The sequence below is a fragment of the Micromonospora coriariae genome, assembly GCF_900091455.1.
GTDB classification, from domain to species: Bacteria; Actinomycetota; Actinomycetes; order Mycobacteriales; family Micromonosporaceae; genus Micromonospora; species Micromonospora coriariae.
Genome location: NZ_LT607412.1, coordinates 3,937,272 through 3,962,452 on the forward strand (window position 1 = coordinate 3,937,272; position 25,181 = coordinate 3,962,452).

Consider the following 25,181-nt stretch of genomic DNA (forward strand, 5'->3'; position numbering starts at 1 on the left):
GCGCCAGCACCGTTCCGGGTAGCGTCGGCGGCGTGGCTGACGCAGTCGTGATTCCCGGCCGCATGTTCGGACCTGGTGCGCCTCTCCTGATGTATGCCGGCGACGTCGCCGAACAGCGCGGTGCGACGGTGCACAGACACGCGTGGTCCGAGGAGCCGGCACGGCCGGACGCCCCGGAGATCGAAGGCTGGGTACGCGGCCAGATCGCCCCGCTGATCGACGCCGTCGGTGGTCGCACACTGCTGATCGCCAAGTCGCTCGGCACCAACGCGGCAGCCATCGCCGCCGAGAGGTCCCTGCCCGCGGTGTGGCTCACGCCCGTGCTCACCCTGCCGTGGGTGGTCGAGGCACTCAGCCGGGCGACCGCACCGTTCCTCCTCGTCGGTGGCACGGCCGACAAGCTGTGGGACGGTGACACCGCCCGCCGGCTGTCACCTCACGTGCTGGAGGTGCCCGAAGCGGATCACGGGATGTACGTACCCGGTCCGTTGACGGAGTCGATCGCTGTGCTCAGCCGGGTAGTGGTCGCCGTGGACGAATTCCTCGACGGGATCGGCTGGCCGGGTGCCCCGACCTAGCCTTGTCGCCCCCGCTCCGGGTCAGGACCGCACAATGCCGGAGGCAATGGCCCCGGCGCTCAGCGCCGGGGCCATCAGGTAGGTCGATCTAACCGCTACCGGTCGTCAGTTCACCGACTCGGGGAACAGGTACAGGTCGAACCACAGTCCCTGACCGTCAACCTCCAACTGCTGGCTGCTGCCCGAGAGGCTGGGCGGGCCGGCGTACGTGCCGGTGAGCGTGTAGAGGCCCGGGTCGACGGCGAACTGAAAGCCGCCGTCGGGGCCGGTGACAGCCTCGATCCCGACCGGCTCCAGCCGGATCGTCGCCCCCGCCAGCGGCAGCCAGGTGGAGGTGTCGATCGCCTGGCCCCGGAGGCTCCACATGACGGACACCGTGAAGGATCCCTGCGCCAGGGGACTGAGCCGGCCCCGGCGGTCGACCGCCACCGCGTACACCGGACGCTCACCGCTCACGTTGCCGACGTCGATCGTCACAGTGGCCGCACCATCACGCCCCGACCGGACCACGCTGCTCAGGTCGGTGCCGCCAACGCTGTACCGGTAGCTGGCCACCGAGGTGTCACCGTTCGCGTCGAACCTGATGGCAAGCTGGCCGCCTTCCACCACGCTGTCCCCGTTCGGGAAGCTGATCGACGGCTGGAGGGGAGCCTTCGTCTTGACCGAAAGCGTGACGGCCGCAGATGCGGGCGGCGCCAGCAGCGTCGAACCGACGGCCAACAGCACCAGTGACGCGGTCATAGCAACGAGCCCACGGCGAGTAGAACGCTTACGCGTACCCATTCAAGCTCCCGAATTCTCAGAATGTCACAGCGTGGTCAAGCTAGTCGGCAAGATGATCTCCGTCAACGTCTTCGCAATCCGGGAGTGGCCCGCTGTTTCCGGCTGTACGGAAGGCTGTGCGGCCGGCCGAGGGGCGTTGATGTGCACCTCGGGGTCGTCCGGCCGTGGCCACGGAAACCCTAGGCTGACGCCACGTCGGTCGGGCACAACGTGATTGACCTAGACGAGCACGATCGCCAGCCGGCGCTGTCGGGCCGAACCGCCCCTGTCCGCCTCGGGACCAAACGACGGTGGAACGTAGGGCGCAGTTGCAGTACGCGAACCGCAGGTACCGGGGCCGCCTAGCTCACCACCTGCGGCCCCGAATGCTGTGCGGGTCGGTTAAATGCGCTACGTCCAGCGCCCGCCGTTGCGGGTGGCCTTGGTCATGTCGATCAGGTTGCCCAACCGGTACCGCAATACCCGCGCCTGCCCCACGGAGAGCAGGAGGCAGGCCGTGGCGCTGCCCTCCACGCTGGTCAGGGCAACCATGGGCGCGGCGGCCGGGTGCAGGGCTTGCACCAGGGCCACGTCAACGATGAACGCCTCCGGCCGGTTGGTGTCCAGGTGCAGGGCTGGCGAACGGTGTCGGCCCCTGCGCGCGCAGTCGCCCCGGTCGCACCAGCGCGGGTGGGTCAGGTCGGCGGGCTCGGTGGCAAGGGTGCCGGTCGGATAGACGTGCACGTAGCCGCAGGGCCGATCCACGTCCGGTGCCATGCCGACCGGATGGGCGTCCATCCCGGCCTTAACCACCACGGCGGTGACGTGGATCGTGTGCGCGGCACAGGTGTACGCGCAGGCGTCGAGGGAGTCGGCGGTGTACAGCTCGATGCGGACGGTCGCTGGTTCTCCGCAGGCGGGCGGGGTGGGTAGGGTGCTCACGGGTCGCCTCCTAGCTAGGCGATCAAGGCCCTCGGTCAGCGGCGCAATCGCTGGTCGGGGGCCGCCTTGGTTTTGGCCATGACAAACGTACAGTCGATGTACGTCTAGTGACTAGACGTCTAGAGGCTGGACAACCCCGAACACGTACAGATCATGTGCGTGTCTACGCTCCCGCCCATGACGAGCCCGCTGTCCAATGTGCCGATCTATCGGCAGTTGGCGGACCTGCTCGCGGAGCAGATCGAGGAAGGCAAGCTGCGCCCCGGGCAGCCGTTGCCGAGTGAGCTCCACTTGCAGCAGACCTACGGCGTAGCGCGAGGCACGGTGCGGATGGCCATGCGCGAGCTACGCGACAGGGGCTTGGTCGTCACCGTGCACGCGCGGGGCACCTTCGTTGCCGAACAGGGCTGACCACTGCTGACGCGGTTGTACCGGGGCTGTACCGGGCGATATCGGAGATCATCCATGAAGGGGTTTCCGCTGGTGGCGGGTGCGCCGGGCAGGATTCGAACCTGCGGCTTTGGGATTAGAAGAAGATCGCGGATGGCTGATTGGGTGGCTGCACACCTGGTCAGCCCATCCGTCGTTGTCGGGTGGCGTCGGCGTCAGCCGGTGGTCTTGGCTGTACGACTGGCTGTACAGCGCTCAGTCCTCGCGGCGGCCGCAGGGCACTAGGTGCGCTCGTAACCGCAGATGTCGTGCAGCCAGTGATCGAGATAGCGCTCGACCGCACAGCGGTCCGCCTGGTCCACGCCAAGCCAATCCTGCGCTGCCTGCCTCATTGCGGCTTCAGCCTGGTCCGCCTCGTCCGGCTTCAGCTCCACCCAGTCGGTCAGGGCTCCCCATAAAGCGCAGAGATTCCCCGCAAGCTCCCCCGCCTCGACTGCGCGTCCAGCCTCCTCCCACAGCCGCAAGCCAGCCGCGTACACGTCACTCGCCTCGCCCACTTCTGTTGCCAGGAGGTGCATGCGAGCAAGGAACGCCGGCTGCTCGGGGATCGGAGGGACCTGCATCATGCGGGAACCATAAGGTCTTAAAGCGGATCTCCTCGTCGGGCAGTCGTAGACCTTCCAGGGAGGCTGGTAGCCCTTGTGGTGTCCGTCGAGGTGATCTGCGGCGGCATCTCTGAGGAGGGCCGGGGTTTGGGGCAGAGCCCCGAGGTCCTCTCATCGTGTCGTCCCTCAGCGTGGCCGGCTGGCCCGGCCGATGCCGGCCGGAGGTCGCCAGCAGGCCGGGGCCGGGCCGTCGCGGCCCGCTTGCGGGCCGCCTTGATTGGTTGCGTCTGCACGACCTGCGGCACGCCGCCGCCACATTCCTGCTCGTCTCCGGTGCCTCGCCCCGGACCCGTGACGAAGGTGCTCGGTCACAGCCAGATCGGGCTGACGATTGAACACCTACGCCCACGTCCTGCCGGAGATTGAGCGGGCGGCCGTGGACGAGGCCGCGAAGCACCTCTTCGGGTGACTTGGCTGTACGGGAGCCGTGATGATCGCTAGGACCCGGAGCGGAAAGCCGCTGACCTGCGGTGAGGTGGGTGCGCCCGGCAGGATTCGAACCTGCGGCCTTGGGATTAGAAGTCCCCTGCTCTATCCGCTGAGCTACGGGCGCGCGGCGTGGGTGTCGCGCCCAGAGGGTACCGCCGACCCGCCGGCCGACGGGGAAAAGGGTGCCCGCGTCCACGTTGCCGAGCAGGGTCTCACGGGGACCCGGTGACCGGCATCCGGGTTCCCACGGACCGACCCGGCGCGGGCCCGTACCCTCGGCTGGTGCTGCTGGACCCCGACGCGGAGAACGACGTCGCCTACGAGCTGTGCCAGATCGTGGGCCGTGCCATCCTGCCGTACCGGTCGTCGGACGCCACCGACCGGCGCTTCGGCACCGCGTTCTTCTTCCAGGGCACCGAGGACCCGGTGGGGGAGTCGCTGCTGACGGCGGCCGACCTGGTGGGCACCCCCGGCGGGGAGCTGAGTCTGCGGGCGAGTGTCACCGAGCCGGCCGGGGTCGCACCGGACGCCGTCGCGGAGGCCGAGATCAAACCCGGCTGGGCGCGCTTCCCCGGCGACGGCATCGCGGTGCTGCCCACCGGTGGGTTGCACCGGTACGCCGGTGACGGCGGCTGGCGCTGGCGGGTGCAGCCGGTGCCCGCCGGGATCGCCGCCGGGCCCGAGGTGGTCGCCCGCCTCGGCACCGACGCCAGTTCCGCTTTCGTGCTGGCCCATGGGGTACGCGAAGACGGGTCGCGGCCACTGGAGGTGGCCATCGAGCGGGTGGTCCGCGACGGGGACGCCGTGCGGATCACCACTGAGCTGCCATCGGGGTACGTCGGGGCGCCGGTCTTCGTCGTGCAGGCGGACGCGGCCGGGGAGGCGTCGCTGTACTGCCTGGGCCTGGTGCTGCCCGGTGTCGGCGGTCACCCGGTGGCGACCTTCGACCGGATCAGCGCCGTCCTCCCGCCCGCGTCCGGCGACGACTGAGGCACGCCGCTCGGCGGGTGGTGTGGCGGGCGTGGTCGGGCCGGGTCAGCCGCCGGTCGTCGCCGCACCTTCTGGATCGGACGCCGGACGCCGGCTCTCCGGCAGCTGCACGGCGTCCTCGCTCGACTCGTCCTCGGCCGCCACGTCGTCGGCCGGGGCGGTGGGGCCGGCGGCGAGGAACGCCTCGGCCCACCTGCCGACCTCGTCGAAGACCTTCGCGCGTACGGCGGGGCCGGAGAGCGTGAGGTCGTGCAGCCCGCCGTCGAAGCGGGCCAGGGTGACGTGCCGGCCGAGGCGGGGCGCATACCGGACCATGTGCTCCACGTCCAGCACGGCGTCGGCAAGGGTGGCGTTGTCGTGCCACTTGGTGCCCCGGAACGAGCGGGTCGAGCAGGCCAGCAGCACCGGCACCTGGATGTCCAGCCCGGCGCGCAGGCGGCGTTGGCCGGTGCGGATCGCGTTCAGCCAGCCGGCCCGGACCGGGAACCCGGCCAGCGGCTTCCACGCCAGGTCGTAGGTCCACTCGCCCCGGTGGTCGGCGTGCAGGCTCTCGCCGTACACCGTGCCCAGCCCGAACGGCACGATGCGGTGCGGCGCCCTGCGGCCCAGCCGGGAGACGGCGGCCGCGAGGGGTCGGCGCACCGCCCAGGGGGCGTTCAGGTCGAAGAAGGGGCTGTTGAGCACGAGGCCGTCGACGGTGCCGGCGTCGCGGCGGGCGTCCGCCCAGAGCGAGGTGATCAGGCCGCCGGTGGAGTGGCCCATCGCCAGCAGGGTGTCGTGCCCGTCGTCCTTGCGGATGATCTCGGCGGCGGCGTCCAGCTCCGGGAAGTAGTCGCTGATGTCGCTGCAGAAGTTCGGGGTCTGGTGCGGGAGCAGGCTGCGACCGTACTTGCGCAGGTCGAGGGCGTAGAAGTCCCAGCCCCGCTCGGCGAAGAAGTCGGCCAGGTGGGTCTGGAAGAAGTAGTCGACGAAGCCGTGCACGTAGAGCACCGCCCGCCCGGTGGGGCGCTCGGCCCGCCGCCGGACCACTGTCGCGACGACCGGGCCCTCGTCGTCGGTGCCCAGGTCGATCGTCTGCCGCTCGTACGGCGGCCCCAACACGTCCGGTTCCACGTTCGCGACGCTACGCCGCCAAGCTACCCGGCGGTAGCCCCGGGATCCGGCCGCCCCGACCGGCCATGCCAGCCGGCCGGGGCATACCGGGGTACGCGTCAGACGGTTTCCGCGTCGGCACGGCTCGGGTCGGCGTCGGGGAGTGCCTCAGCCGGATCGACCTCATCCTGCGGCTGGCTGACGTCGCGCAGGTGCTTGTTGTGCCGAGGCTCCTGACGGGTCTTGGCGTCGTTGAGCCGCCGGCGCAGGTCGTCGCGGACGTCGTTGAGCGCCGCGTGCAGGTCCTCCTCGCCAGAGGTGGTGACGATCTTCTGCCGGCCGGCGATCCAGCACTCCAGGGTGACCTTCTGCCCCCGCGCCTCGCGGTCCTTCACCGACACCTCCAGCTCGGTGGCGTCGGCGTGGAAGCCGGCGAGCCGGGCATCGAGGGTGGCGAACTGCTCGGCGATCCAGGCGCGGTCGCCCTGTGAGAACCCGGCGCCCACCCGCAGGCACTCGGCCACGGTGGCCGGGTTCGTCACGGCGCTCATCGCCGCGCCTCGCAAGCGGTTGCGGAGCCGATCGTGGTGATCATCATGGCGCTGACCTCTCGTCGACGTGGAGCTGTTCGGTCGTGCTTGATCAAGTCCATACCCAGTTCGGTCGGACCCGGAAACCGCTGACGCCCCTCCGGGCGGGTCGGCCGTACCACATCCGGGCCTGATCAGGGAGTTGTCCACAGGTGGCGTCGTTGTCCACAGGCCGTGGGTTGGGTGCTGGCGAGGACCGTCCGCAGCGCCGAGGCTCGGTGTCGAGTCGACTCGCGCTGGCAGGCCCCCGATCCCCCTGGAGGGACGATGTTCGACACTTACGTGACAATCGTCGGCAATGTGCTGACCACGCCCGAGTGGCGGCGTACCACCCAGAGCAACACCCTGGTGGCCAACTTCAAGGTCGCCTCCACCGCCCGCCGGCTCGACCGCGACAGCGGCCGCTGGGTCGATGGCAACTCGCTTCGGGTCCGCGTCAACTGCTGGCGCAGGCTCGCCGAGGGGGTGGCCTCCTCCGTGATGGTCGGCGACCCGGTGGTGGTCTGCGGCCGGCTCTACACCCGCGACTGGACCGACGACGCCGGCAACCACCGCACCCTCTACGAGCTGGAGGCCGTCGCCGTCGGCCACGACCTGTCCCGGGGTCGGGCCCGGTTCCTGCGCAACCGCCCGAGCATGACCACCAGCACGACCGAGGACGCGGAGGCCGAGAGCCGGGTGCACGGTGAGCCCACCGAGCCGGTGCCGGCCGGGCAGACGCCCGTCCTGCCCGACCCCCGCCCGCTGGACGACGACTTCGAGCTGCCCGACTTCGGCGCGGCGCAGTCCGGTCCGTTCACCGCGGTGGGCCCGGTCGACGACGACGCTTCCCTCAGCGCCGGCGGCGCGCGGGGCGGCGACGCCGACGGCCCGGCGGGGCTCGACGACGACGAGTTGGCCCTCCCGCCCGGGGCGGACGACGAGCAGCCGGACGACGACCAGCCGGACGACGACCAGCCGGACGACGAGTTGGGGCCGGTGCCGGACGAGGGCCGGCCGGAGCCCACGCCCTCCGGTCGGGGGCGGCGTGGCCGGGGGCGGGTCCCGCAGCCGGCGTGACCTCTCGGCTCCGCCATCCCGGCTGTCTGGGACGACGGCCGGGATGGCGGCCAGGCGGCGGCGCGACCGCTTGGCGGCGGCGCGACCGGTGTGCGGGCGGCACCGGTGCGCGGGTGCTCCGGCGGCACGTCACGAACGGGGGCGGGGTGGCGACGCGATCGGCGTTGTCACCCCGCGTGACGCCCGTGGCTCGGCCGCCAACGCCCGGCGCCGCCCTGCGGCCGGCCTCTGCCGCACCCGCGACCGCCCGCTGCCCGGCGCGGCGAGCAGGTTGGGCGGGGTGGTCGGGGCGTGCCGGGCCGGGCTGGTTCACGGGACGCTCGTCTAGGCTGGCCGGCCGGAGGTGGTGCGCGTGCGACGGACAGCGCCGGTGGCGAACGCGGTGGGGCTGCTGGCCGGGTACGCGCTGGACAGGCTGCTCGGCGACCCACGCCGGTGGCACCCGGTGGCCGGCTTCGGGCAGGCCGCCGGCGCGCTGGAGCGGCGGCTCTACCGACCGGACCGGACGGCCGGGGTGCTGTTCACCGCGCTGGCCGTTGGTGGGCCGGTGCTGCTCGGGGCAGCCGCCGCGGTTGCCACCCGACGCCGGCCGGTGACCCGGGCGGTGCTCGTGGCCGCCGGCACCTGGACCGTGCTGGGCGGTCGCACCCTGCGGCACGAGGCCACCGTCATGGGTGCGGCGCTGCGCGACGGCGACCTGCCCGCCGCCCGGCGACGCCTCGGTCACCTCTGTGGCCGGGACCCGTCGACCCTGGGCGAGTCGGAACTGGCCCGGGCCACCGTCGAGTCGGTCGCGGAGAACACCTCCGACGCGGTGGTCGCCCCGCTGGTCTGGGGCGCGGTCGCCGGCCTGCCCGGGCTGCTGGGCTACCGCGCGGCCAACACCCTCGACGCGATGGTCGGGCACCGGTCGGCGCGCTACGCGCGGTTCGGCACCCCGGCCGCCCGGCTGGACGACCTGCTCAACCTGGTGCCGTCCCGGCTGACCGGGCTGCTCACCATCGCGGTCGCGCCGGTCGCGAACGGCGACCGGGAACGCGCGTGGCGGGTGTGGCGGCGCGACCGCAACGACCATCCGAGCCCCAACGCCGGTCAGTGCGAGGCGGCGATGGCCGGCGCGCTGGGGGTACGCCTCGGCGGCCGCAACGTCTACTTCGGGCGCTCCGAGGTGCGCCCCTTCCTGGGCGACGGTCCCCGCCCCGAGGCGCGGCACCTCAGGCGAGCCGCCCGGATCTCCGGCGCGGTCGGCCTGGCCGCCCTCGGGCTGGCCGCCGCGTACCCGTTGACCGTCGGACGTCTGGCCGCCGCCGTCGGGCGACGCGGGTTGAGCGCGGCCGCCGGGCGGCGCGGGCCGGCCGGTGCTGTTGCCCGGCGCGGGCTGCGAGCCGTCGTGGCGGGCCAGGGGAGCGGGCGGTGAGCGGTGGGCTGCTGGTCGCCGGCACCACGTCCGACGCCGGCAAGAGTGTGCTCACCGCCGGCATCTGCCGCTGGCTGCACCGGCAGGGCGTGAAGGTGGCGCCGTTCAAGGCGCAGAACATGTCGAACAACTCGGCGGTGGTGGTCGGGCCGGACGGGCGTGGTGGCGAGATCGGCCGGGCCCAGGCCATGCAGGCTGCCGCCTGCGGCATCGCCCCCGACCTGCGCTTCAACCCGGTGCTGCTCAAGCCGGGCAGCGACCTCGCCAGCCAGGTCGTGCTGCTCGGCGAGGCGGTCGACACGATCACCGCCGGCACCTTCCGGCAACTGCGTCCCCGGCTCGCCCAGACCGCGTACGCGGCGTTGGCTGAGCTGCGGGATGCGTACGACGTGGTGATCTGCGAGGGTGCCGGCAGCCCTGCCGAGATCAACCTGCGGGCCGGGGACTACGTCAACATGGGCTTGGCCCGGCACGCCAACCTGCCCGCGATCGTGGTCGGCGACATCGACCGGGGTGGCGTCTTCGCCTCGATGTTCGGCACTGTGGCCCTGCTCGACCCGGCCGACCAGGCGCTGATCGCCGGCTTCGTGATCAACAAGTTCCGGGGCGACCTCGGCCTGCTCCAGCCGGGGCTGGACATGCTGCGCCACGTCACCGGCCGCCCCACGTACGGGGTGCTGCCCTGGGCGCTCGACCTCTGGCTCGACGCCGAGGATTCGCTCGCCTACGGTCGGGTGCTCGGTCGCCCGGCCGCCCCGCACGGCACCGAGTGGCTGGACGTGGCCGTCGTCCGGCTGCCCCGGATCAGCAACGCCACCGACGTGGAGGCGCTGGCCACCGAGCCGGGCGTCCGCGTACGCCTCACCGTCGAACCAGCCGAGCTGGCCGCCGCCGACCTGGTCGTCCTGCCCGGGTCCAAGTCGACAGTGGCGGACCTCGCCTGGCTGCGCGAGACCGGCCTCGCCGACGCGGTCCTGGCCCACGCGGCGGCCGGCAAGCCGCTGCTGGGTCTCTGCGGCGGTTTCCAGATGCTCGGGCGCGCGATCCACGATCCGGTGGAGAGTCGCCAGGGCAGTGTGCCGGGCCTCGGCCTGCTGCCCATCGAGATCACCTTCGATCCGCGCAAGACCGTCCGGCAGTCGGTGGGCACCGCCCACGGCGACCTGCCGGTCCGGGGCTACGAGATCCACCACGGGTACGTCTCGCAGACCGACCCGACCCTGACCCCGCTGCTGACCGGGAGCGACGGTGCCGGCGAGGGCGCGGTGCTCGGCGTGGTGCACGGCACGCACTGGCACGGGGCGTTCGAGTCCGACGGCTTCCGCCGCCGCTTCCTCACCGAGGCGGCCCGGCTGGCCGGTCGCACCGGGTTCCGGGTCGCACCCGACACCAGCTTCGCCGCCGCCCGGGAACGCTCCCTCGACCTGCTCGGCGACCTGGTGGAGGAGCATCTGGACACCGACGCCCTCTGGCGCCTCATCGAGACCGGCCCGCCCCCCGGCCTCCCATTCATCCCACCCGGTCCGCCACCGGCCTGACCGGCGACGCCGCCCGCCCGGTCACCGCGTCCCCGACTCGCACCGCCGTCAGTGGCGGACGTCGGCGGGGCGGTCGGTGGTGGGAAGGCCGGCGGCGAGCCACGCGTCGACACCACCGATCATGTCGGTGGCCCGGAGCAGCCCGAGCGTCTGCAGGCTGGCGGCGGCCAGGCTGGAGCTGTACCCCTCCCGGCACACCAGCACGATCTCCCGGTCGTAGCCGGTGGCCTCCGGGATGCGCCATTCGCTGGCCGGGTCGAGTCGCCACTCCAGCACCGTCCGGTCGATGACGACCGCCCCGGGCAGGTCCCCCTGGTCGCGGCGCTGCGTCTCGGTACGGGTGTCGACCAGCAGCGCGCCGCCGCGGACCGCCTCGACGGTCTGCTGCGGAGTCAGTCGGTGCAGCCCGGCGCGGGCCTGTTCGAGCAGGGCGTCGACGCCGGGGCTCATCACGTCTCGGAGCACCACCCGATCATGCCGATTCGGGTGCGCGTCGGGCGGCGAACGGGCCCCGCATCACCCGTCGTCGCCCCAAATCCCTCGGACGTGACGGTGCCCGGCCGTGGCGGTCAGCCGGACGTGTCAGCCCGGCCCAACCTGGCCGCTGATTCGGCGTGATCGACTCGGTTTCCCCGATCTCGCGGTATCCCTGTCGGCGGACACCGCGATATCAGCGATCTGGAGTCGATCACCCTGACCTGCGCCGGCGGCGGCATACTTCGGTGGTGTCCGAACCAGCCGGCCGAGGGCCGCTCCTCGACGGCATCCACCATCCCGCCCTGAGGCGGCCGGAACACGCGAGGCTGCGCTGAGCCCCGAAACCGGCCGGCCGGAAGCAAGCCCGCCCGTGGCGGTCGTCGAGGCGTACGCCGAGCTGGCGCGCCGGGTGCTCGCAGGCCCGGCACGGTTGGGTCGGACCCGGCTGGTCGCGGTCGACGGGCCGAGCGGCGCGGGCAAGAGCCGGTTCGCCGCGCACCTCGCGGACGCCCTGGCGGCGCTGCCCGGCGCTGCCCGACCGCCTGTGGTGCACACCGACGACCTGCTCGACGGCTGGGACGACCAGCTCACCTTCTGGCCCCGGCTCGACGAGTGGGTGCTGGGCCCGCTGCGTGCGGGGCGGCCCGGCTCCTACCGGCGCTACAGCTGGGTGCGGCGATGCTTCCTGCCCCGCCCGGTCCCGGTGCCGGCCGCGCCGGTGCTGATCCTGGAGGGGGTCAGCGCGGCGCGCGCCGCCGTTCGGCCGGAATTGACTCTGGCCGCCTTCGTCACCGCCCCCGCCTCGTTGCGGCTGACCCGCGCGGTCGCCCGCGACGGGCCGGAGATCCTGCCCGAGCTGCGCCGCTGGCACGCCGGGGAACGTGCGCACTTCGCCGCCGACGACACGGCCACCCGGGCCGACCTGGTGGTCGACGGCGCGCCGAGGTTGCCGCACGACACGGACCGGTACTACGTGCGCATCCGCTGAGCGGGGCATGGACGTGTGCCACCGGCTGCGGCACGATGCGAGGAGACTCAGGCGCGGCGAACGGGGGACTTCTCATGTCGACAGCGGATTCGCCCGCGCGGCGCCGCATCACCCTCACCGGCATCAGCTCGCGGGCCTGGGAGCATCCGGCCGACCGGGGCGCCCTTGTCGCGTTGCGTGAGCTGCGGGGTTTCGACGACGTGGTGCGGGCGTTCTTCGGCATGTGGAACGAGCGCGGCTTCCGGCTCTCCGTGCTGGCCTCGGGCATCCGGGTCGACCACCGGCAGTACCCGGCGGTCTGGCAGCGCTACACCGAGGCCGCCGCTGCGCTCGACGTCGCCGAGCTTCCTGAGCTGTACGTGACGCATTCGCCCTGGCTGGGCGCCGAGGCGGTCGGCCTGGACCGGCCGTTCATCGTGCTGAACTCCGCCTGCGTGCAGCAGTTCGACGAGGACGAGCTGCGCTGTCTGCTCGGCCATGAGCTGGGGCACGTGGGCAGCGGGCATGCCGTCTACAAGACGATGCTCATGATCCTCACCCGCTGGGCGGCCAACCTGAGCTGGTTGCCGGTCGGCGCGTTCGCGCTGCGCGCGATCATCGCGGCGATGCTGGAGTGGTGGCGCAAGGCGGAGCTCTCCGCCGACCGGGCCGGTCTGCTCGCCGGGCAGGACCCGGCGGCCGCCCTGCGGCTGCTGATGAAGCTCGCCGGCGGGGGCGACCTGTCCCAGATCGACACCACCGCATTCCTCGAGCAGGCGGCCGAGTACGCCGGTGGCGGCGACCTGCGGGACAGCCTGCACAAGATCCGGATGACCGCGTGGAGCACGCACCCGGTGCCGGTGGCACGCGCCGCCCAGCTGCGGCAGTGGATCGACTCCGGGGCGTACGGGCGGGTGCTGGCCGGGGACTACCCGCGCCGCGACGACGACGGGTCGACCAGCGTCTCGGAGGAGATCAAGGCGGCGGCCGAGTCGTACCGGGAGGAGTTCAGCCGGTCGACCGATCCGCTGGTCGGGCTGCTGCGTCGGCTCGGCGACGGCGCCAGCGACGTCGGCGAGTGGGTGGGCGGCACCGCGGGCCGGGCCCGTTCCTGGATGGACGCCGCCACCGAGGCCGCAGGCCGCGCGCACCGGGCCGGCCGGACCGCGCCCGGCGCGACGGCGGGCGCCGGCCCGGCGGGAGCCGGTGACAGTACGGGCTCGGCCGGCACGTCGGGGTAAGGCCGGCATACGATGCCGGTCATGACCACACCGATCATGTCCGAGTCCCAGGTGCGGGCCGCCGTCGAGCGGGAGATGCCCGGCGTCCGGGCCGACCTGGAACGTCTCGTCCGCATCCCCGGCATCGCCTTCGAGGGCTTCGACCACTCGCACGTGGAGCGCTCCGCCGAGGCGGTCGCCGAGCTGCTGCGCGGCTGTGGCCTGGACGTCGACATCGTGCGTTCCGGCGGGCAGCCCGCGGTGATCGGCCGCCGTGCCGCGCCGGCCGGTGCGCCCACCGTGCTGCTCTACGCCCACCACGACGTGCAGCCGGTAGGCGACCGGTCGCTGTGGGAGTCCGACCCGTTCGAGCCGGTCGAGCGGAACGGCCGGCTCTACGGTCGCGGCGCGGCCGACGACAAGGCCGGCATCATGGCGCACATCGCGGCGCTGCGCGCGTACGGTGACGCGCTGCCGGTCGGCGTGGTCCTCTTCATCGAGGGCGAGGAGGAGTACGGCTCCGACTCGCTGGAGCGGCTGCTCGCCGAGCACCGCGACGAGATCGCCTCGGACGTCATCGTGATCGCCGACTCCGGCAACTGGGACATCGGCGTACCGGCGCTGACGACCTCGCTGCGCGGCATCGTCAACTGCTTCGTCGAGGTCCGTACGCTGGACCACGCGGTGCACAGCGGCATGTTCGGCGGTGCCGTCCCGGACGCGCTCACCGCGTTGGTCCGGCTGCTGGCCACCCTGCACGACGACGCCGGTGACGTGGCGGTGGACGGGCTGGTCGGCCGCGAGGGCGCCACCGTCGACTACCCGGAGGACCGGATCCGGGGCGAGGCCGGGCTGTCCGAGGGCGTGCAGTTCATCGGCACCGGCCGGATCACCGACCGGCTCTGGACCAAGCCCGCGCTGGCGGTGCTCGGCATCGACGCGCCGTCCACCGGCGAGGCGCCGAACGCCCTGGTCCCGTCGGCGAAGGCGAAGCTGAGCATCCGCCTGGCCCCGGGCGACGACCCCAAGCGGGCGTACGCGGCGGTGCGCGCGCACCTGGAGAAGCACGCGCCGTGGGGCGCGCAGGTGACGGTCTCCTTCGAGCACGACGGTGACCCCTGCGTGATCGACGCGTCCGGGCCGATGTTCGACGCCGCCCGCTCGGCGTTCCGGGAGGCCTGGGACGGCACCGACCCGGTGGACATCGGCGTCGGCGGGTCGATCCCGTTCATCGCCACCTTCCAGGAGATGTTCCCGAAGGCGGCGATCCTGGTCACCGGTGTGGAGGACCCGCACGCCCGGGCGCACGGCCCGAACGAGAGCCTGCACCTCGGGGAGTTCGCCCGGGTCTGCCTCGCCGAGGCGCTGCTGCTGGGCAAGGTGGCCGCGGCGGGCTCGAACACGCCATAGGTGTCGGAACCGTAACTTCCGGTCTGATCTGGGAGTTTGCGGTGTGTCGGGCGCGGGGCTGTTATAGCCTTTCGAACATGAGTACGAACGAGGTGATGGCCCGGTTGGGGGCCGCCGTCAGCGCCCTGGGGGATGTCGACGTCTCCGCGTGGTCCGAGGACACGCTCAAAGAACAGCTCGGCGAGCTCTCCGCCGCCCTGGTCGCCCTCGACTCGGTGCTCTCCCGGGTCGCCGGCGAGGTCCGCGCCCGGGGGCTGCGCATCGAGGAACCCGTCTCCGCCTGATCCGCCGTCCACGTGGTCGGCGGCGTCCTGCCGACACCGCCCGGGCACGGCAATGCCCGGGCGGTGTCGGGGGCGACTGGCAGGATGAGTCTCGTGCGGTTCCTCGACCTGGCAGCCACGTCCGCCGCCGTCGGCGCCACCAGCGGCCGGCGTGCCAAGGTGGAGTTGCTCGCCGACGCGCTGCGCCGTCTCGACCCGACCGAGGTGGAACCCGGCGCCGGCTATCTCGCCGGCGAGCTGCGTCAGCGACAGACCGGCGTGGGTTATGCGAGCCTGCGTGACCTGCCGCCGCCGGCTGCCGAGCCGACGTTGACCGTGGCCGCCGTCGACGCGGCCATCGAGCAGATCGCCGCTGTGCGGGGCGCGGGCTCGCAGGCCCGACGCCGAGCGCTGCTCGGGGCCCTCTACGCGGCGGCGACGGCCGAGGAGCAGCGGCTGCTCACCAACCTGTTCAGCGGTGAGCTGCGGCAGGGCGCCCAGGCCGGGCTGCTCGCCGACGCGGTGGCGCGGGCCGCCGAGGTGCCGGTGGCGGCGGTCCGTCGAGCCCTGCTGCTCGCCGGTGACCTGCGCGCGGTGGCGGTGGCCGCGCTGGCCGGAGGTGCCGCCGAGCTGGCCGGGTTCGGCCTGCGGGTCGGCCGGCCGCTGGCGCCGATGCTCGCCCAGAGCGCCCCTTCGGTCGATGAGGCGCTGGCCGCGACCGGCACGCCGGCGGTGGTCGACGTGAAGCTCGACGGCATCCGCATCCAGGTCCACCGGTCCGGCGCCGACATCGCCGTCTTCACCCGCAGCCTCGACGAGATCACCAGCCGGGTGCCCGAGGTGGTCGCCGCGGTCCGCGCCCTGCCCGGCCGGGAGCTGGTGCTCGACGGCGAGGCGATCGGCCTGGACGAGACCGGCCGCCCGCTGCCGTTCCAGCAGACGTCCAGCCGGGCCGCCCGGCGCACCACGCCCAGCACCACGGGGCGCACACCTGTCGCCCCGGCGGTGCTCGCGGCCGCCGCCAGCGCCGGCGAGACCGTGCTGACGCCGTACTTCTTCGACCTGCTGCACCTCGACGGCGAGGATCTGATCGACCTGCCCGGCCGGGAGCGGTGGGCGGCCCTCGCCGGTGCGGTGGACGCGTCGCTGCTGGTCGGGCGGCTGGAGGTCGACAACCCGGAGCAGGCGGGGGCGGCGTTCGCCGCCGCCATCGACGCCGGCCAGGAGGGCGTGGTGGTCAAGGCGCCGGACGCGCCCTACGACGCCGGTCGGCGCGGCTCGGCCTGGGTCAAGGTCAAACCCCGGCACACCCTCGACCTGGTGGTGCTCGCCGTCGAGTGGGGCAGCGGCCGGCGGCAGGGTTGGTTGTCCAACCTGCACCTCGGTGCGCGGGACCCGCGCACCGGCGACTTCGTGATGCTCGGCAAGACGTTCAAGGGGCTCACCGACGAGCTGCTGCGCTGGCAGACCGAGCGCTTCCTCGACCTCGCGGTGGAGCGCGGCGACTGGGTGGTCCGGGTCCGCCCCGAGCAGGTGGTGGAGATCGCCTTCGACGGGGTGCAGACGAGTTCGCGCTATCCGGGCGGGATGGCGCTGCGGTTCGCCCGGGTGGTGCGGTATCGCGACGACAAGTCCGCCGCCGAGGCGGACACCATCGACGCGGTTCGCGCCATCCACGCCGGCCGTCCCACCGGCTGACCGGCCGCACCGGCCGCAGGCCAGGCGGTCAGCCGGACGCGCTCGGCGCCGGCTCGGCGGCCCGGTCCACAGGTGTCGAGGTGGTGCCGATGCCGGCGGCCCGGCGGGCCTCCCGGCGGGCCACCCAGCCGTAGCCGAACAGGGCCATCACGGCGAAGAGCCACCACTGCACGACGTAGCCGAAGTTCTGCCAGTTGTTGGTGTGCCCGACCGGCACCGCCTTGAACACCGGGTCGGCCGCCGGGGTCTGCTCGTCCAGCAGCAGGTAGGCGCCGTACACCGGGTAGGGCAGTTCGCGGGCCAGCTGAGACACCCCGACCCGCCGGGTCTCCAGCCGCCCGTCGCGGCGGTTCACCGCGCCGGCGCCGCTCTCGGTCTCGTGCACCCGGCCGACCACCGTCACGTCACCGGTCGGCGTGGCGGGCACCGTCGGCTGGGCCATCGCCCCACCCGGCGCCGGCGGGACCCAACCCCGGTCCACCAGCAGCGCCGTGCCGTCGGCGAGCACCAGCGGGGTGAGCACCTCGAAGCCGACCCGGCTGTCCACCGTCCGGCCACGGACCAGGACGATGTTCGTCGGGTCGTACCGGCCGCTGACGGTGACCCGCGTCCACACCTTGTCCTCGGCGGGGGCCGGGCCGGCCGTCCCCGGGCCGCCGGCGGGAGCGCGCAGCGCCTCGGCCAGCGGAGCCGCGGCCATCCGCAGGCCGGCGTCGATCCGCTCGTTGATCTCGGTGCGCCCCCGGTAGCGGTCCAGCTGCCAGTTGCCGAGCAGGACCATGACCGCGGACGCGACCAGGGTCAGGGCGAGAGCGCCCAGCCAGCGTGGGCTCAGCAGGAACCGGTACACGCACCGAGGCTACCCGTATGACCGGCGCCACTGACCTGGACCGGGCCGTGACGGCCGAACCGGCCCCGATCGGCGGTGCTCGCGTGTCGCGCGGGGCGGGTATCGTCACGCGGACGGACCGGTCCAACCGGTCCGCCGTCGCGTACCCGCCGCCGCCCGCGAGGAGTCGATGATGACCGTCGTGCCGCGCCTGGTGCTCAGCGCGCCGTCCTCCGGGCACGGCAAGAACGCGCTGGCTATCGGGCTGCTCGCCGCCCTCGCCGAGCGGGGTGTCGACGTCGCCGGGTTCAAGCTCGGTCCGGACCACGTCGACGCCGCCTACCTCGGCCTCGCCTCCGGTCGGCCGGGCCGGGTGATCGATCCCCGCCTGGTCGGCGTCGACCGGCTCGCTCCGCTGGTCGCGCACGGCGCCGAGGGCGCCGGGCTCGCCGTGGTGCAGGGCAGCATGGGCCTGTACGACTCGGTCGGCGGACGCCCGGAGCAGGAGTCGACCGCCGCCGCGGCGGCCGCGCTGCGCAGCCCCGTGGTGCTCGTGGTCGACGTGGCCGCGATGGGCCAGTCGGTGGCCGCCCTGGTGCACGGTTTCCGCTCGTACGACGAGCAACTCTGGCTCGGCGGGGTGATCCTCAACCGGGTGGCGTCGTCGCGGCACGAGGGGATGCTGCGCGAGGCGCTGGATGACGTGAACGTGCCGGTCTACGGCGCGCTGCGCCGGCAGGACCTGCCGGCGGTACTGCCGTCGCGCCGGCACGGTGTGGTGCCGGTGGTCGGCGGGTCCGCCGACGCCGCCCGCGCGGTCCGCCGGCTGGGCGAGGCCGTCGCCGCCACTGTCGACCTGGAACGGCTGCTGGGGCTGGCCCGCTCCGCTCCGCCGCTGCCGGCCTCGGCGTGGTCGCCGGAGGAGGCGCTCGGTCCGGTGACGGCCCCGGCGGACCGCCCGCTGGTGGCGCTCGCGGGCGGGCCGGGCGGCAGCTTCAGCCACCCGGAGACCGCCGAGCTGCTGCGGGCCGCCGGCGCCGAGGTGGTCACGATCGATCCGCTGCGCGACGAGGCGCTGCCCGCCGGCACCCGCGCGCTGGTCGTCGGCGGCGCGCTGCCCGAGGCGTACGCCGAGCAGCTGTCCGCCAACCGGCGGCTCTGCATCGCCGTGGCCGAGTTGGCGCGCACCGGGCGTCCGGTGGTCGCCGAGGGCACCGGCCTGCTCTGGCTGGCCCGGGAGCTGGACGGGCTGCCGATGTGTGGCGTGTTGGACGCGGTAGGCGTCAGCCGGGACGGCCTGGTGGTGGGCTACCGCGAGGCCACCGCCCAGACCGACAGCGTGGTCGCCGCGCGCGGCACTGTGCTGGTCGGGCACAAGGAGCACCGGGCGGTGCTCACCCCGCGATCCGGTCAGCGCCCGGCGTGGAGCTGGGACGGCGGCACGCCGGAGGGTTTCGTCTGGCGCAACGTGCACGCCTCGCAGCTCACAGTGCACTGGGCCGGCCACCCGGCGACCGCCGCCCGGCTGGTCGCGGCGGCGGCAGCCGACCCGGCGGCCGAGCCGGTGCCCGTGGAGCCCGGCGGGGTGCCGGCGTGATCGGTCAGGTGGCGGTGCGCCGCTTCCCGGCGCTGACCGTCTCCACCCCGCGCACCGAGGTGCGGCGGCACACCGCGGCCGACGCGGCGGCGGTCGGGGAGATCTTCGCCGACAAGCTGACCCGGCGCTGGCTGCCGCTGGCCGACGACTCCGGGCCGATCGACGGGCACGCCTGGTGCACCGACCTGGCCCGGCAGCGGCGCGACAGCGGTGACGGGGACCACTGGGCGGTGCTCCGCCGGGAGGACGGCCAGGTGGTGGGCTCGCTGTGGACCCGGCGCACCGACTGGGGCGCCCGGGCCACCGAGATCTCCTACGCGATGGCGCCGCACGCGCGCGGCTTCGGCCTGGCGGCCGAGGCGGTGGACGCGGTGGCCATCGCGCTGATCCTGGAGCACGGCTTCCAGCGGGTCGAGCTGCGGGTGGCCCCCGGCAACCTGGCCTCCCGCCGGGTCGCCGAGAAGGCCGGCTTCAGCTACGAGGGCCTGCTGCGCAACGCCGGTTTCGTCCGCGGCGGCCGGGTGGACCTCGAACTCTGGTCGTTCGTCGCCGCCGACCTGCGCTGACCCTCGCCGGTCACCCGACGATGGCGTCCGAGGGTGGGGTGAACTGGCGGGTCGGTTGACCCTTCAGACCGTCGCGCAGGGTCTCCGCGACCGCCGCGATCGGGATCTGGGACTGCCCGTCGCCCACCGCGTTGAACGGGTTGTCCGGGTCGGAGATGAAGCTCGCCGCGGCCAACTCCGGGGTGTAGCCGACGAACCAGGCGGACCGGGTGCTGTCGGTGGTACCGGTCTTGCCGGCCACCGGGCGGCCGACCGTACCCCGGACGCTGTCGGCGGTGGACCAGCCGCCGCAGCCCCCGCGCGCCGGGGTGTCCCCGGTCGGGCAGCGGGCGGCGTCGGTGGCCGCGCGGGCGGCGTCCGCGCTGACCACCTGCCGGCAGCGCGGCTTGGCCACCTCGCGCTCGATGCCGCTGGCGGTGGCGTATGTGGTCGGCGTGCCGTCCCGGTTCATGATCGCCTGCACCGGGATCGCCTCGCAGTACCGGCCGTCGGCGGCGATGGCGGCGTACGCGTTCGCCATCTCCAGCGGGGTGGCGTCGGAGACGCCCAGGGTGAACGCGCCCCACTTCTTCGCCTTGGTCGGGGACGCCTGCTCCCGGTCGACGTCGGTGCGCCAGCGCAGCCCGAGCTGTTCGGCCAGTCGGACCGCCCGGTCCGCGCCGACCTGCTCCTCCAGCCACACGAAGTACGTGTTGACCGACTTGCCGAAGCCGGACCACATGGTCTGCTGCCCGGTCATCGCGCCACTGGCGTTGGAGGGCGCCCAGCCGTCGTAGACGGCCGACTTGTAGCGGTACGGAGCGTTGAACGATGTGGAGAGCGTCATCCCCGAGTCCAGCGCGGCCAGCATCGGGAACATCTTGAACGTCGACCCGGCCTGGTAGCCCGGCAGGTCACCGCCGCCGAGCAGCGGCGCCACAGTGTTCGGGTAGTTGGCCTTCACCTTCGGCCCCGCCTCGGGGTTGGAGCTCTGCGGATTCTCGCTCAGGTCCAGCGAGTACGTCCGGTTCACCGCCATCGCCTTCACCCGCCCGGTGCCCGGTTCGGAGACCACTATGCCGTTGGCGAACGGGCTGCCGGTGCCCTCCTTGGCGCCGACGTTCTTCTCGGCCGCCTCCTGGATCTTCGGGTCGATGCTGAGCACGATCCGGTAGCCGCCCCGACGCAGCTTGTCCATCCGTTCCAGCCGGTTCGCGCCGAACGCGGGCTGCGCGCTCCACCAGTTCTTCAGGTAGTCGCAGGCGAAGCCCCAACTGTTGTACTTCTCCGACACCGCGGCGCAGTCGTTCGGGGGGCTGGTCAGCTTCAGCCGGATCGGCTCGGTCTTCGCGGCGGCGGCCGAGTCGGGGGAGAGGTAGCCGAGTTGGCTCATCCGGTCGAGGACGTAGTTGCGCCGCCCGGTGGCCTCCTTCTGGTCGGAGTCGGCCGGGTCGTACTCCGACGGCGACTTGACCAGCCCGGCGAGGGTGGCCGCCTCGACCGGGGTGAGGTCCTTCGGGGTCTTGGAGAAGAAGATCTCGCTGGCCGCGTAGATGCCGTACGCCCGGTGCCCGAAGTACGCCGAGTTCAGGTAGCGCTCCAGGATCTGCTCCTTGCTCATCTCCTTCTCCAGGTCCAGCGCCATCCGCATCTCCTTGACCTTGCGCAGGCTGGTCTGCTGGGTGGCCTCCTGGACCTCCTTGGGTGTGGTAGCGCTGTCCCGCAGGGCCATCCGGACGTACTGCATGGTCAGGGTGGAGGCACCCTGCGAGACGCCGTTGGAGCGGGTGTTGGCCACGAAGGCCCGTGCCACGCCCTTCGGGTCGACGCCGTGGTGCTGGTAGAAGCGGGAGTCCTCGGCGGCGACGATCGCCTGCTGGATGTTCGGCGACATGTCCGACAGCTTGGTGTACTGCCGGTACTCCTCGTAGAACATCGTCAGCACGGTCTTGCCGTCCGGGGCGTAGAGGTACGAGGTCTCGGCGGGCAGGGCGGTGGCCAGCAGCCGGGTCTTCTGCTCCACGGCGTGCGCTGTGGCCTTCGCGCCGAGCCCGGTGACGGCGACCAGCGGGTACGCGGCGGCGGCGATCACGATGCCGGCGATCAGCCCGGCGCGGAGGAGAGGGACGAGTCGACCAGCGGCAGCAAGGGGTCGGTTGCTCACGTGGCCAAGTTATGACATTTCCGATTCGTACATGAGAAGAACTCATAAACCGGCGGGTGGTGACGCGGCTTACGCGGAGATCAGCTGTCCCATCGGCGACCTTCCCGGCAGGATCGCGGACATGCGTGATCAGCCGAGCGGAGTGGCACCGGACGCCGGGACCGGACCGGCCGCGGTTCCCGAGCCGGACCTGGGGCACCACGGCGACGCGGAGGTCGGTGCCGGCCTGGTCGACCTCGCCGTGAACGTCCGCCAGGCACCGCTGCCGGACTGGCTGGCCGGGCCGATCACCGCCACCCTCACCGACCTGGGCCGCTATCCGGACCCGGCGCCGGCCCGGGCCGCGGTCGCCGCCCGGCACCGGCGTCACCCGAACGAGGTACTGCTCACCGCCGGCGCCGCCGAGGGGTTCGTGCTGATCGCCCAGGCGCTGCGCGGCGTCCGTCGGCCGGTCGTTGTGCACCCCCAGTTCACCGAGCCGGAGGCGGCGCTGCGGGCCGCCGGGCACCGGGTGGAGCGGGTGCTGCTGGACCCCGCCGACGACTTCCGGCTCGACCCGGACCGGGTGCCCGCCGACGCCGACCTGGTGATGATCGGCAACCCGACGAACCCGACCTCGGTGCTGCACCCGGCGCGCACCCTGGCCGCGCTGGCCCGACCGGGCCGGGTGCTGGTGGTCGACGAGGCGTTCGCCGACACCACCGCCGTACCCGGGCGACCCGGCGAGCCGGAGTCGCTGGCCGAGCGGCGCGACCTGCCCGGGCTGCTCGTGGTGCGCAGCCTCACCAAGACCTGGGGCCTGGCCGGCCTGCGCATCGGCTACCTGCTCGGCGCGCCGGAACTGCTGTCCCGGCTGGCCGCCGTCCAGCCGCTCTGGGCGGTCTCCACGCCGGCGCTGGCCGCCGCGTCGGCCTGCGCCACCCCCGTCGCGGTCCAGGCCGAGCGCGCGATCGCCGCCGAACTCGCCGCCGACCGCGACCACCTGACCGCCCGCCTGGCCGACCTGCCCGGCGTACGCGTCGTCGGCCGCCCGGCCAGCGCGTTCGTGCTGCTGCACCTGCCCGGAGCGGACCGCGTCCGGGCGGCCCTGCGCGCGCGTGGCTGGGCGGTACGCCGGGGTGACACGTTTCCCGGGCTCGGCCCGGACTGGCTACGCGTGGCGGTGCGCGACCGGACCACCACCGACGCGTTCATCGAGGTGCTGCGCGAGACCATGGAGGCATGATGCTGGAGACCACGATCGCGGCGATCCAACCGCCGGACGAGTCAGCGATGGCCGACGCCCGCGCGCTGCACGGCCGGCTCACCAAGCCGGCCGGCTCCCTGGGCGCGCTGGAGGAGCTGTCGGTACGCCTCGCCGGCCTGGCCGGTGCCTGCCCGCCGCCGCTGCCCGAGCCGGCCGCGGTGGCGATCTTCGCCGGGGACCATGGGGTGCACGCCCAGGGGGTGACCCCCTGGCCGCAGGAGGTCACCGGGCAGATGATCGGGAACTTCCTGGCCGGCGGTGCGGTGGTCAACGCGTTCGCCCGGCAGGCGGGCGCCTCGGTCACCGTTGTCGACGTCGGCGTGGCCACGCCGCTGCCCGTCCAGCCGGTCGTTGAGGCGTCCGGCCCGGTCGTCCTCGACCCGTCCACGCCCCGGCTGGTCGCCGCGTCGGTTCGCCGGGGCACCCGGGATCTCGCGGTGACCGCCGCGCTCACCCGGGACGAGGCGCGGGCGGCGGTACAGACCGGCATCCGGATCGCCGACGGGTTGATCGACGCCGGGGCGGGCATCCTGCTCACCGGCGACATGGGTATCGGCAACACCACCCCGGCCGCCGCGCTGATCGCCGCCTTCACCGGCGCCGACCCGCTCGACGCCACCGGCCGGGGCACCGGGGTCGACGACCCCACGTACGCCCGCAAGGTGGCGGTGGTGCGGGCCGCGCTGGCCCGGCACGCGCCCGACCCGGCCGACCCGCTGGGTGTGCTGGCCTCCGTCGGCGGCCTGGAGCACGCCGCGCTGGCCGGGCTGATCCTGGGCGCCGCGGCGCGCCGTACGCCGGTGCTGCTCGACGGGGTGATCGCGGTCTCCGCCGCCCTCGCCGCCGCCGCGTTCGCCCCGGACGCGGTCAGCGCCATGGTCGCCGGCCACCGCTCGGCCGAGCCGGGCGCGACGGTGGCGCTGCGCCACCTCGGCCTCGACCCGCTGATCGACCTGGGGCTGCGCCTCGGCGAGGGCACCGGGGCGTTGCTGGCGCTGCCGGTGGTCACCGGCGCGGTCCGGGTGCTGCACGAGGTGGCCACCTTCGACTCGGCGGGCGTGGCCGAGAAGTGAGCGCCAGCCCGTACCCCCTCGGCCTGCGGCTCGACGGGCGGCGGGTGGTCGTGGTGGGCGGTGGCGCGGTCGCCACCCGGCGGGTGCCCGCGCTGCTGGACGCCGGCGCGGACGTCCTGCTGGTGGCACCGGAGCTGACCCCGGCGCTGCGCGCCCGGGCGGACGCGGGCCGGTTGCGCTGGGTGCCCCGCCGATTCGAGCCGGATGACCTGGACGGGGCGTGGCTGGTCCAGGTGGCGATCGACGACCCGGTCGCGGCCGCCTCGGTGAGCGCCGTCGCCGCCGAGCGCCGGATCTTCTGCGTCCGGGCCGACGACCGCCTGGCGGCCACCGCCTGGACTCCGGCGGTGACCCGGCACGGCCCGGTCACCGTGGCGGTGCTCGGCGGCGGCGACCCACGCCGCGCGATGACCGTCCGCGACGCCATCCGTGACCTCCTGAGTGCAAGGAAGGGCCCCCTGTTAACGCCTGCGGTAGAGGAAGGGTCCCTTCCTAACACTGGCGGGCGGGTGGCACTGGTCGGGGCGGGACCGGGTGACCCGGAGCTGATCACTGTGAAGGGCTGGCGGCTGCTGACCGAGGCGGACGTGGTGGTCGCCGACCGGTTGGTGCCCGGACTGCTCCTGGACGAGCTACGCGCCGACGTCGAGCTGGTGGACGCCTCGAAGATCCCCTATGGACCGTCCCGGGCCCAGGAGGAGATCAACCGGATCCTGGTGGACCGCGCCCGGTCCGGCGCCCTGGTGGTCCGGCTCAAGGGCGGTGACCCGTACGTCTTCGGCCGGGGCGGCGAGGAGCTGTTGGCCTGCGCGGCGGCCGGCGTACCGGTGACCGTGGTCCCCGGGGTGACCAGCTCGATCGCCGCCCCCGCCGCGGCCGGTATCCCGGTCACCCACCGGGCGGTGGCGCACGAGTTCACAGTGGTCTCCGGGCACGTCGCGCCCGACGCACCGGCCTCGCTGGTGCGCTGGGAGGCGCTCGCCGGGTTGCGAGGCACCCTGGTGATCCTCATGGGGTTGAAGAACCTCGCCGCCATCACGGCCACGCTGATCGCACACGGCCGGTCTCCGCAGACGCCAGCCGCCGTCGTCCAGGAGGCCACGACGGGCGCCCAGCGGGTGCTGCGGTCGACGCTCGGCGCGGTGGCCGCCGACCTGCTCGCCGCCGACCTGCGCCCGCCGGCGGTCGTCGTGGTCGGCGACGTGGTGCACGCGCTGGACACCTGACGGCAGCCGGCCTC

General features: G+C 73.6%; 24 protein-coding genes and 1 tRNA gene. 16 read left to right on the forward strand and 9 right to left on the reverse strand.

Annotation, left to right across the window (positions count from 1 at the left end; all coding sequences use genetic code 11):
* Nucleotides 1-32: 32 nt before the first annotated feature.
* Complete coding sequence (locus GA0070607_RS18465) at nt 33-578, forward strand: alpha/beta hydrolase (protein ID WP_089019321.1); 546 nt, start codon at nt 33-35, stop codon at nt 576-578.
* A gap of 105 nt (nt 579-683) precedes the next feature.
* On the opposite strand, the gene GA0070607_RS18470 is transcribed toward GA0070607_RS18465, so the two are convergent.
* Together GA0070607_RS18470 and GA0070607_RS18475 are read right to left on the reverse strand one after the other, a co-directional pair.
* Nucleotides 684-1,361, reverse strand: a complete 678-nt coding sequence (locus tag GA0070607_RS18470; protein WP_157743176.1) for a peptidase associated/transthyretin-like domain-containing protein — start codon at nt 1,359-1,361, stop codon at nt 684-686.
* A gap of 390 nt (nt 1,362-1,751) precedes the next feature.
* The gene (locus GA0070607_RS18475) at nt 1,752-2,282 is read right to left on the reverse strand and encodes a hypothetical protein (protein WP_089019323.1); all 531 of its coding nucleotides are present in this window, start codon (nt 2,280-2,282) and stop codon (nt 1,752-1,754) included.
* Between the two features lie 177 nt (nt 2,283-2,459).
* Here GA0070607_RS18475 and GA0070607_RS18480 point away from each other — a divergent pair, with 177 nt between their 5' ends.
* On the forward strand, nt 2,460-2,693 hold the full coding sequence (locus GA0070607_RS18480; protein ID WP_231929974.1) for a GntR family transcriptional regulator: 234 nt from the start codon (nt 2,460-2,462) through the stop codon (nt 2,691-2,693).
* A 260-nt stretch (nt 2,694-2,953) separates the two neighbouring features.
* Here the strand turns inward: GA0070607_RS18480 and GA0070607_RS18485 are convergent, their stop codons facing one another.
* Both GA0070607_RS18485 and GA0070607_RS18490 read right to left on the reverse strand, forming a co-directional pair.
* Entirely contained in the window at nt 2,954-3,298 is a 345-nt protein-coding gene (locus tag GA0070607_RS18485; protein WP_089019325.1) for a hypothetical protein, read from the reverse strand.
* Nucleotides 3,299-3,817: 519 nt separating this feature from the next.
* Nucleotides 3,818-3,890, reverse strand: a tRNA-Arg gene (locus tag GA0070607_RS18490).
* 158 nt (nt 3,891-4,048) lie between these two features.
* Between GA0070607_RS18490 and GA0070607_RS18495 the strand changes: the two genes are divergently transcribed.
* Nucleotides 4,049-4,756 carry a hypothetical protein gene (locus GA0070607_RS18495; protein WP_089021927.1) on the forward strand — a complete coding sequence of 236 codons (708 nt, stop codon included), beginning with the start codon at nt 4,049-4,051 and terminating at the stop codon, nt 4,754-4,756.
* A gap of 45 nt (nt 4,757-4,801) precedes the next feature.
* On the opposite strand, the gene GA0070607_RS18500 is transcribed toward GA0070607_RS18495, so the two are convergent.
* Together GA0070607_RS18500 and GA0070607_RS18505 are read right to left on the reverse strand one after the other, a co-directional pair.
* Complete coding sequence (locus GA0070607_RS18500; RefSeq protein ID WP_172899060.1) at nt 4,802-5,869, reverse strand: alpha/beta hydrolase; 1,068 nt, start codon at nt 5,867-5,869, stop codon at nt 4,802-4,804.
* A 98-nt stretch (nt 5,870-5,967) separates the two neighbouring features.
* Nucleotides 5,968-6,399 carry an HPF/RaiA family ribosome-associated protein gene (locus tag GA0070607_RS18505; protein WP_089019327.1) on the reverse strand — a complete coding sequence of 144 codons (432 nt, stop codon included), beginning with the start codon at nt 6,397-6,399 and terminating at the stop codon, nt 5,968-5,970.
* Nucleotides 6,400-6,705: 306 nt separating this feature from the next.
* On the opposite strand from GA0070607_RS18505, the gene ssb reads away from it, so the two are divergent.
* The 3 genes from ssb (at nt 6,706) to GA0070607_RS18520 (ending at nt 10,452) form a co-directional block, all read left to right on the forward strand.
* Nucleotides 6,706-7,497 (forward strand): single-stranded DNA-binding protein, encoded by a 792-nt coding sequence (gene ssb / locus GA0070607_RS18510; RefSeq protein ID WP_089019328.1) that lies wholly within the window; start codon nt 6,706-6,708, stop codon nt 7,495-7,497.
* 352 nt (nt 7,498-7,849) lie between these two features.
* Complete coding sequence (locus GA0070607_RS18515; RefSeq protein WP_089019329.1) at nt 7,850-8,914, forward strand: cobalamin biosynthesis protein; 1,065 nt, start codon at nt 7,850-7,852, stop codon at nt 8,912-8,914.
* Entirely contained in the window at nt 8,911-10,452 is a 1,542-nt protein-coding gene (locus tag GA0070607_RS18520) for a cobyric acid synthase (protein ID WP_089019330.1), read from the forward strand. Before GA0070607_RS18515 ends, GA0070607_RS18520 begins: the two co-directional genes overlap by 4 nt.
* A gap of 48 nt (nt 10,453-10,500) precedes the next feature.
* Here GA0070607_RS18520 and GA0070607_RS18525 read toward each other — a convergent pair whose 3' ends face one another.
* On the reverse strand, nt 10,501-10,902 hold the full coding sequence (locus GA0070607_RS18525) for a rhodanese-like domain-containing protein (RefSeq protein WP_089021928.1): 402 nt from the start codon (nt 10,900-10,902) through the stop codon (nt 10,501-10,503).
* Nucleotides 10,903-11,260: 358 nt separating this feature from the next.
* Here GA0070607_RS18525 and GA0070607_RS18530 point away from each other — a divergent pair, with 358 nt between their 5' ends.
* The 5 genes from GA0070607_RS18530 (at nt 11,261) to GA0070607_RS18550 (ending at nt 16,487) form a co-directional block, all read left to right on the forward strand.
* Entirely contained in the window at nt 11,261-11,917 is a 657-nt protein-coding gene (locus tag GA0070607_RS18530; RefSeq protein WP_172899201.1) for a uridine kinase family protein, read from the forward strand.
* Nucleotides 11,918-11,991: 74 nt separating this feature from the next.
* Nucleotides 11,992-13,137, forward strand: coding sequence for a M48 family metallopeptidase (locus tag GA0070607_RS18535; protein ID WP_089019332.1), 1,146 nt, complete (start codon nt 11,992-11,994; stop codon nt 13,135-13,137).
* 36 nt (nt 13,138-13,173) lie between these two features.
* Nucleotides 13,174-14,526: a dipeptidase gene (locus tag GA0070607_RS18540; RefSeq protein WP_172899202.1), complete on the forward strand. Its 1,353-nt coding sequence runs from the start codon at nt 13,174-13,176 to the stop codon at nt 14,524-14,526.
* A 77-nt stretch (nt 14,527-14,603) separates the two neighbouring features.
* On the forward strand, nt 14,604-14,810 hold the full coding sequence (locus GA0070607_RS18545; protein ID WP_074313863.1) for a hypothetical protein: 207 nt from the start codon (nt 14,604-14,606) through the stop codon (nt 14,808-14,810).
* Nucleotides 14,811-14,894: 84 nt separating this feature from the next.
* Nucleotides 14,895-16,487, forward strand: coding sequence for an ATP-dependent DNA ligase (locus GA0070607_RS18550; RefSeq protein WP_172899062.1), 1,593 nt, complete (start codon nt 14,895-14,897; stop codon nt 16,485-16,487).
* A gap of 28 nt (nt 16,488-16,515) precedes the next feature.
* On the opposite strand, the gene GA0070607_RS18555 is transcribed toward GA0070607_RS18550, so the two are convergent.
* A complete protein-coding gene (locus tag GA0070607_RS18555) occupies nt 16,516-17,337 on the reverse strand; it encodes an SURF1 family cytochrome oxidase biogenesis protein (RefSeq protein WP_089019335.1) in 822 nt (273 codons plus the stop codon).
* A gap of 172 nt (nt 17,338-17,509) precedes the next feature.
* On the opposite strand from GA0070607_RS18555, the gene GA0070607_RS18560 reads away from it, so the two are divergent.
* Both GA0070607_RS18560 and GA0070607_RS18565 read left to right on the forward strand, forming a co-directional pair.
* The gene (locus GA0070607_RS18560; protein WP_089019336.1) at nt 17,510-18,913 is read left to right on the forward strand and encodes a cobyrinate a,c-diamide synthase; all 1,404 of its coding nucleotides are present in this window, start codon (nt 17,510-17,512) and stop codon (nt 18,911-18,913) included.
* A complete protein-coding gene (locus GA0070607_RS18565; protein ID WP_089019337.1) occupies nt 18,910-19,479 on the forward strand; it encodes a GNAT family N-acetyltransferase in 570 nt (189 codons plus the stop codon). Before GA0070607_RS18560 ends, GA0070607_RS18565 begins: the two co-directional genes overlap by 4 nt.
* A gap of 10 nt (nt 19,480-19,489) precedes the next feature.
* Here the strand turns inward: GA0070607_RS18565 and GA0070607_RS18570 are convergent, their stop codons facing one another.
* Entirely contained in the window at nt 19,490-21,622 is a 2,133-nt protein-coding gene (locus tag GA0070607_RS18570; protein ID WP_089019338.1) for a transglycosylase domain-containing protein, read from the reverse strand.
* A gap of 121 nt (nt 21,623-21,743) precedes the next feature.
* Between GA0070607_RS18570 and cobC the strand changes: the two genes are divergently transcribed.
* The 3 genes from cobC to cobA are packed head-to-tail and all read left to right on the forward strand — an operon-like array spanning nt 21,744 to nt 25,167.
* A complete protein-coding gene (gene cobC / locus GA0070607_RS18575; protein WP_089019339.1) occupies nt 21,744-22,847 on the forward strand; it encodes an Rv2231c family pyridoxal phosphate-dependent protein CobC in 1,104 nt (367 codons plus the stop codon).
* On the forward strand, nt 22,847-23,941 hold the full coding sequence (gene cobT, locus GA0070607_RS18580; protein WP_089019340.1) for a nicotinate-nucleotide--dimethylbenzimidazole phosphoribosyltransferase: 1,095 nt from the start codon (nt 22,847-22,849) through the stop codon (nt 23,939-23,941). The genes cobC and cobT overlap by 1 nt, the downstream gene beginning before the upstream one ends.
* Entirely contained in the window at nt 23,938-25,167 is a 1,230-nt protein-coding gene (gene cobA / locus GA0070607_RS18585; protein ID WP_089019341.1) for a uroporphyrinogen-III C-methyltransferase, read from the forward strand. The genes cobT and cobA overlap by 4 nt, the downstream gene beginning before the upstream one ends.
* The last annotated feature ends 14 nt before the right edge of the window (nt 25,168-25,181 follow it).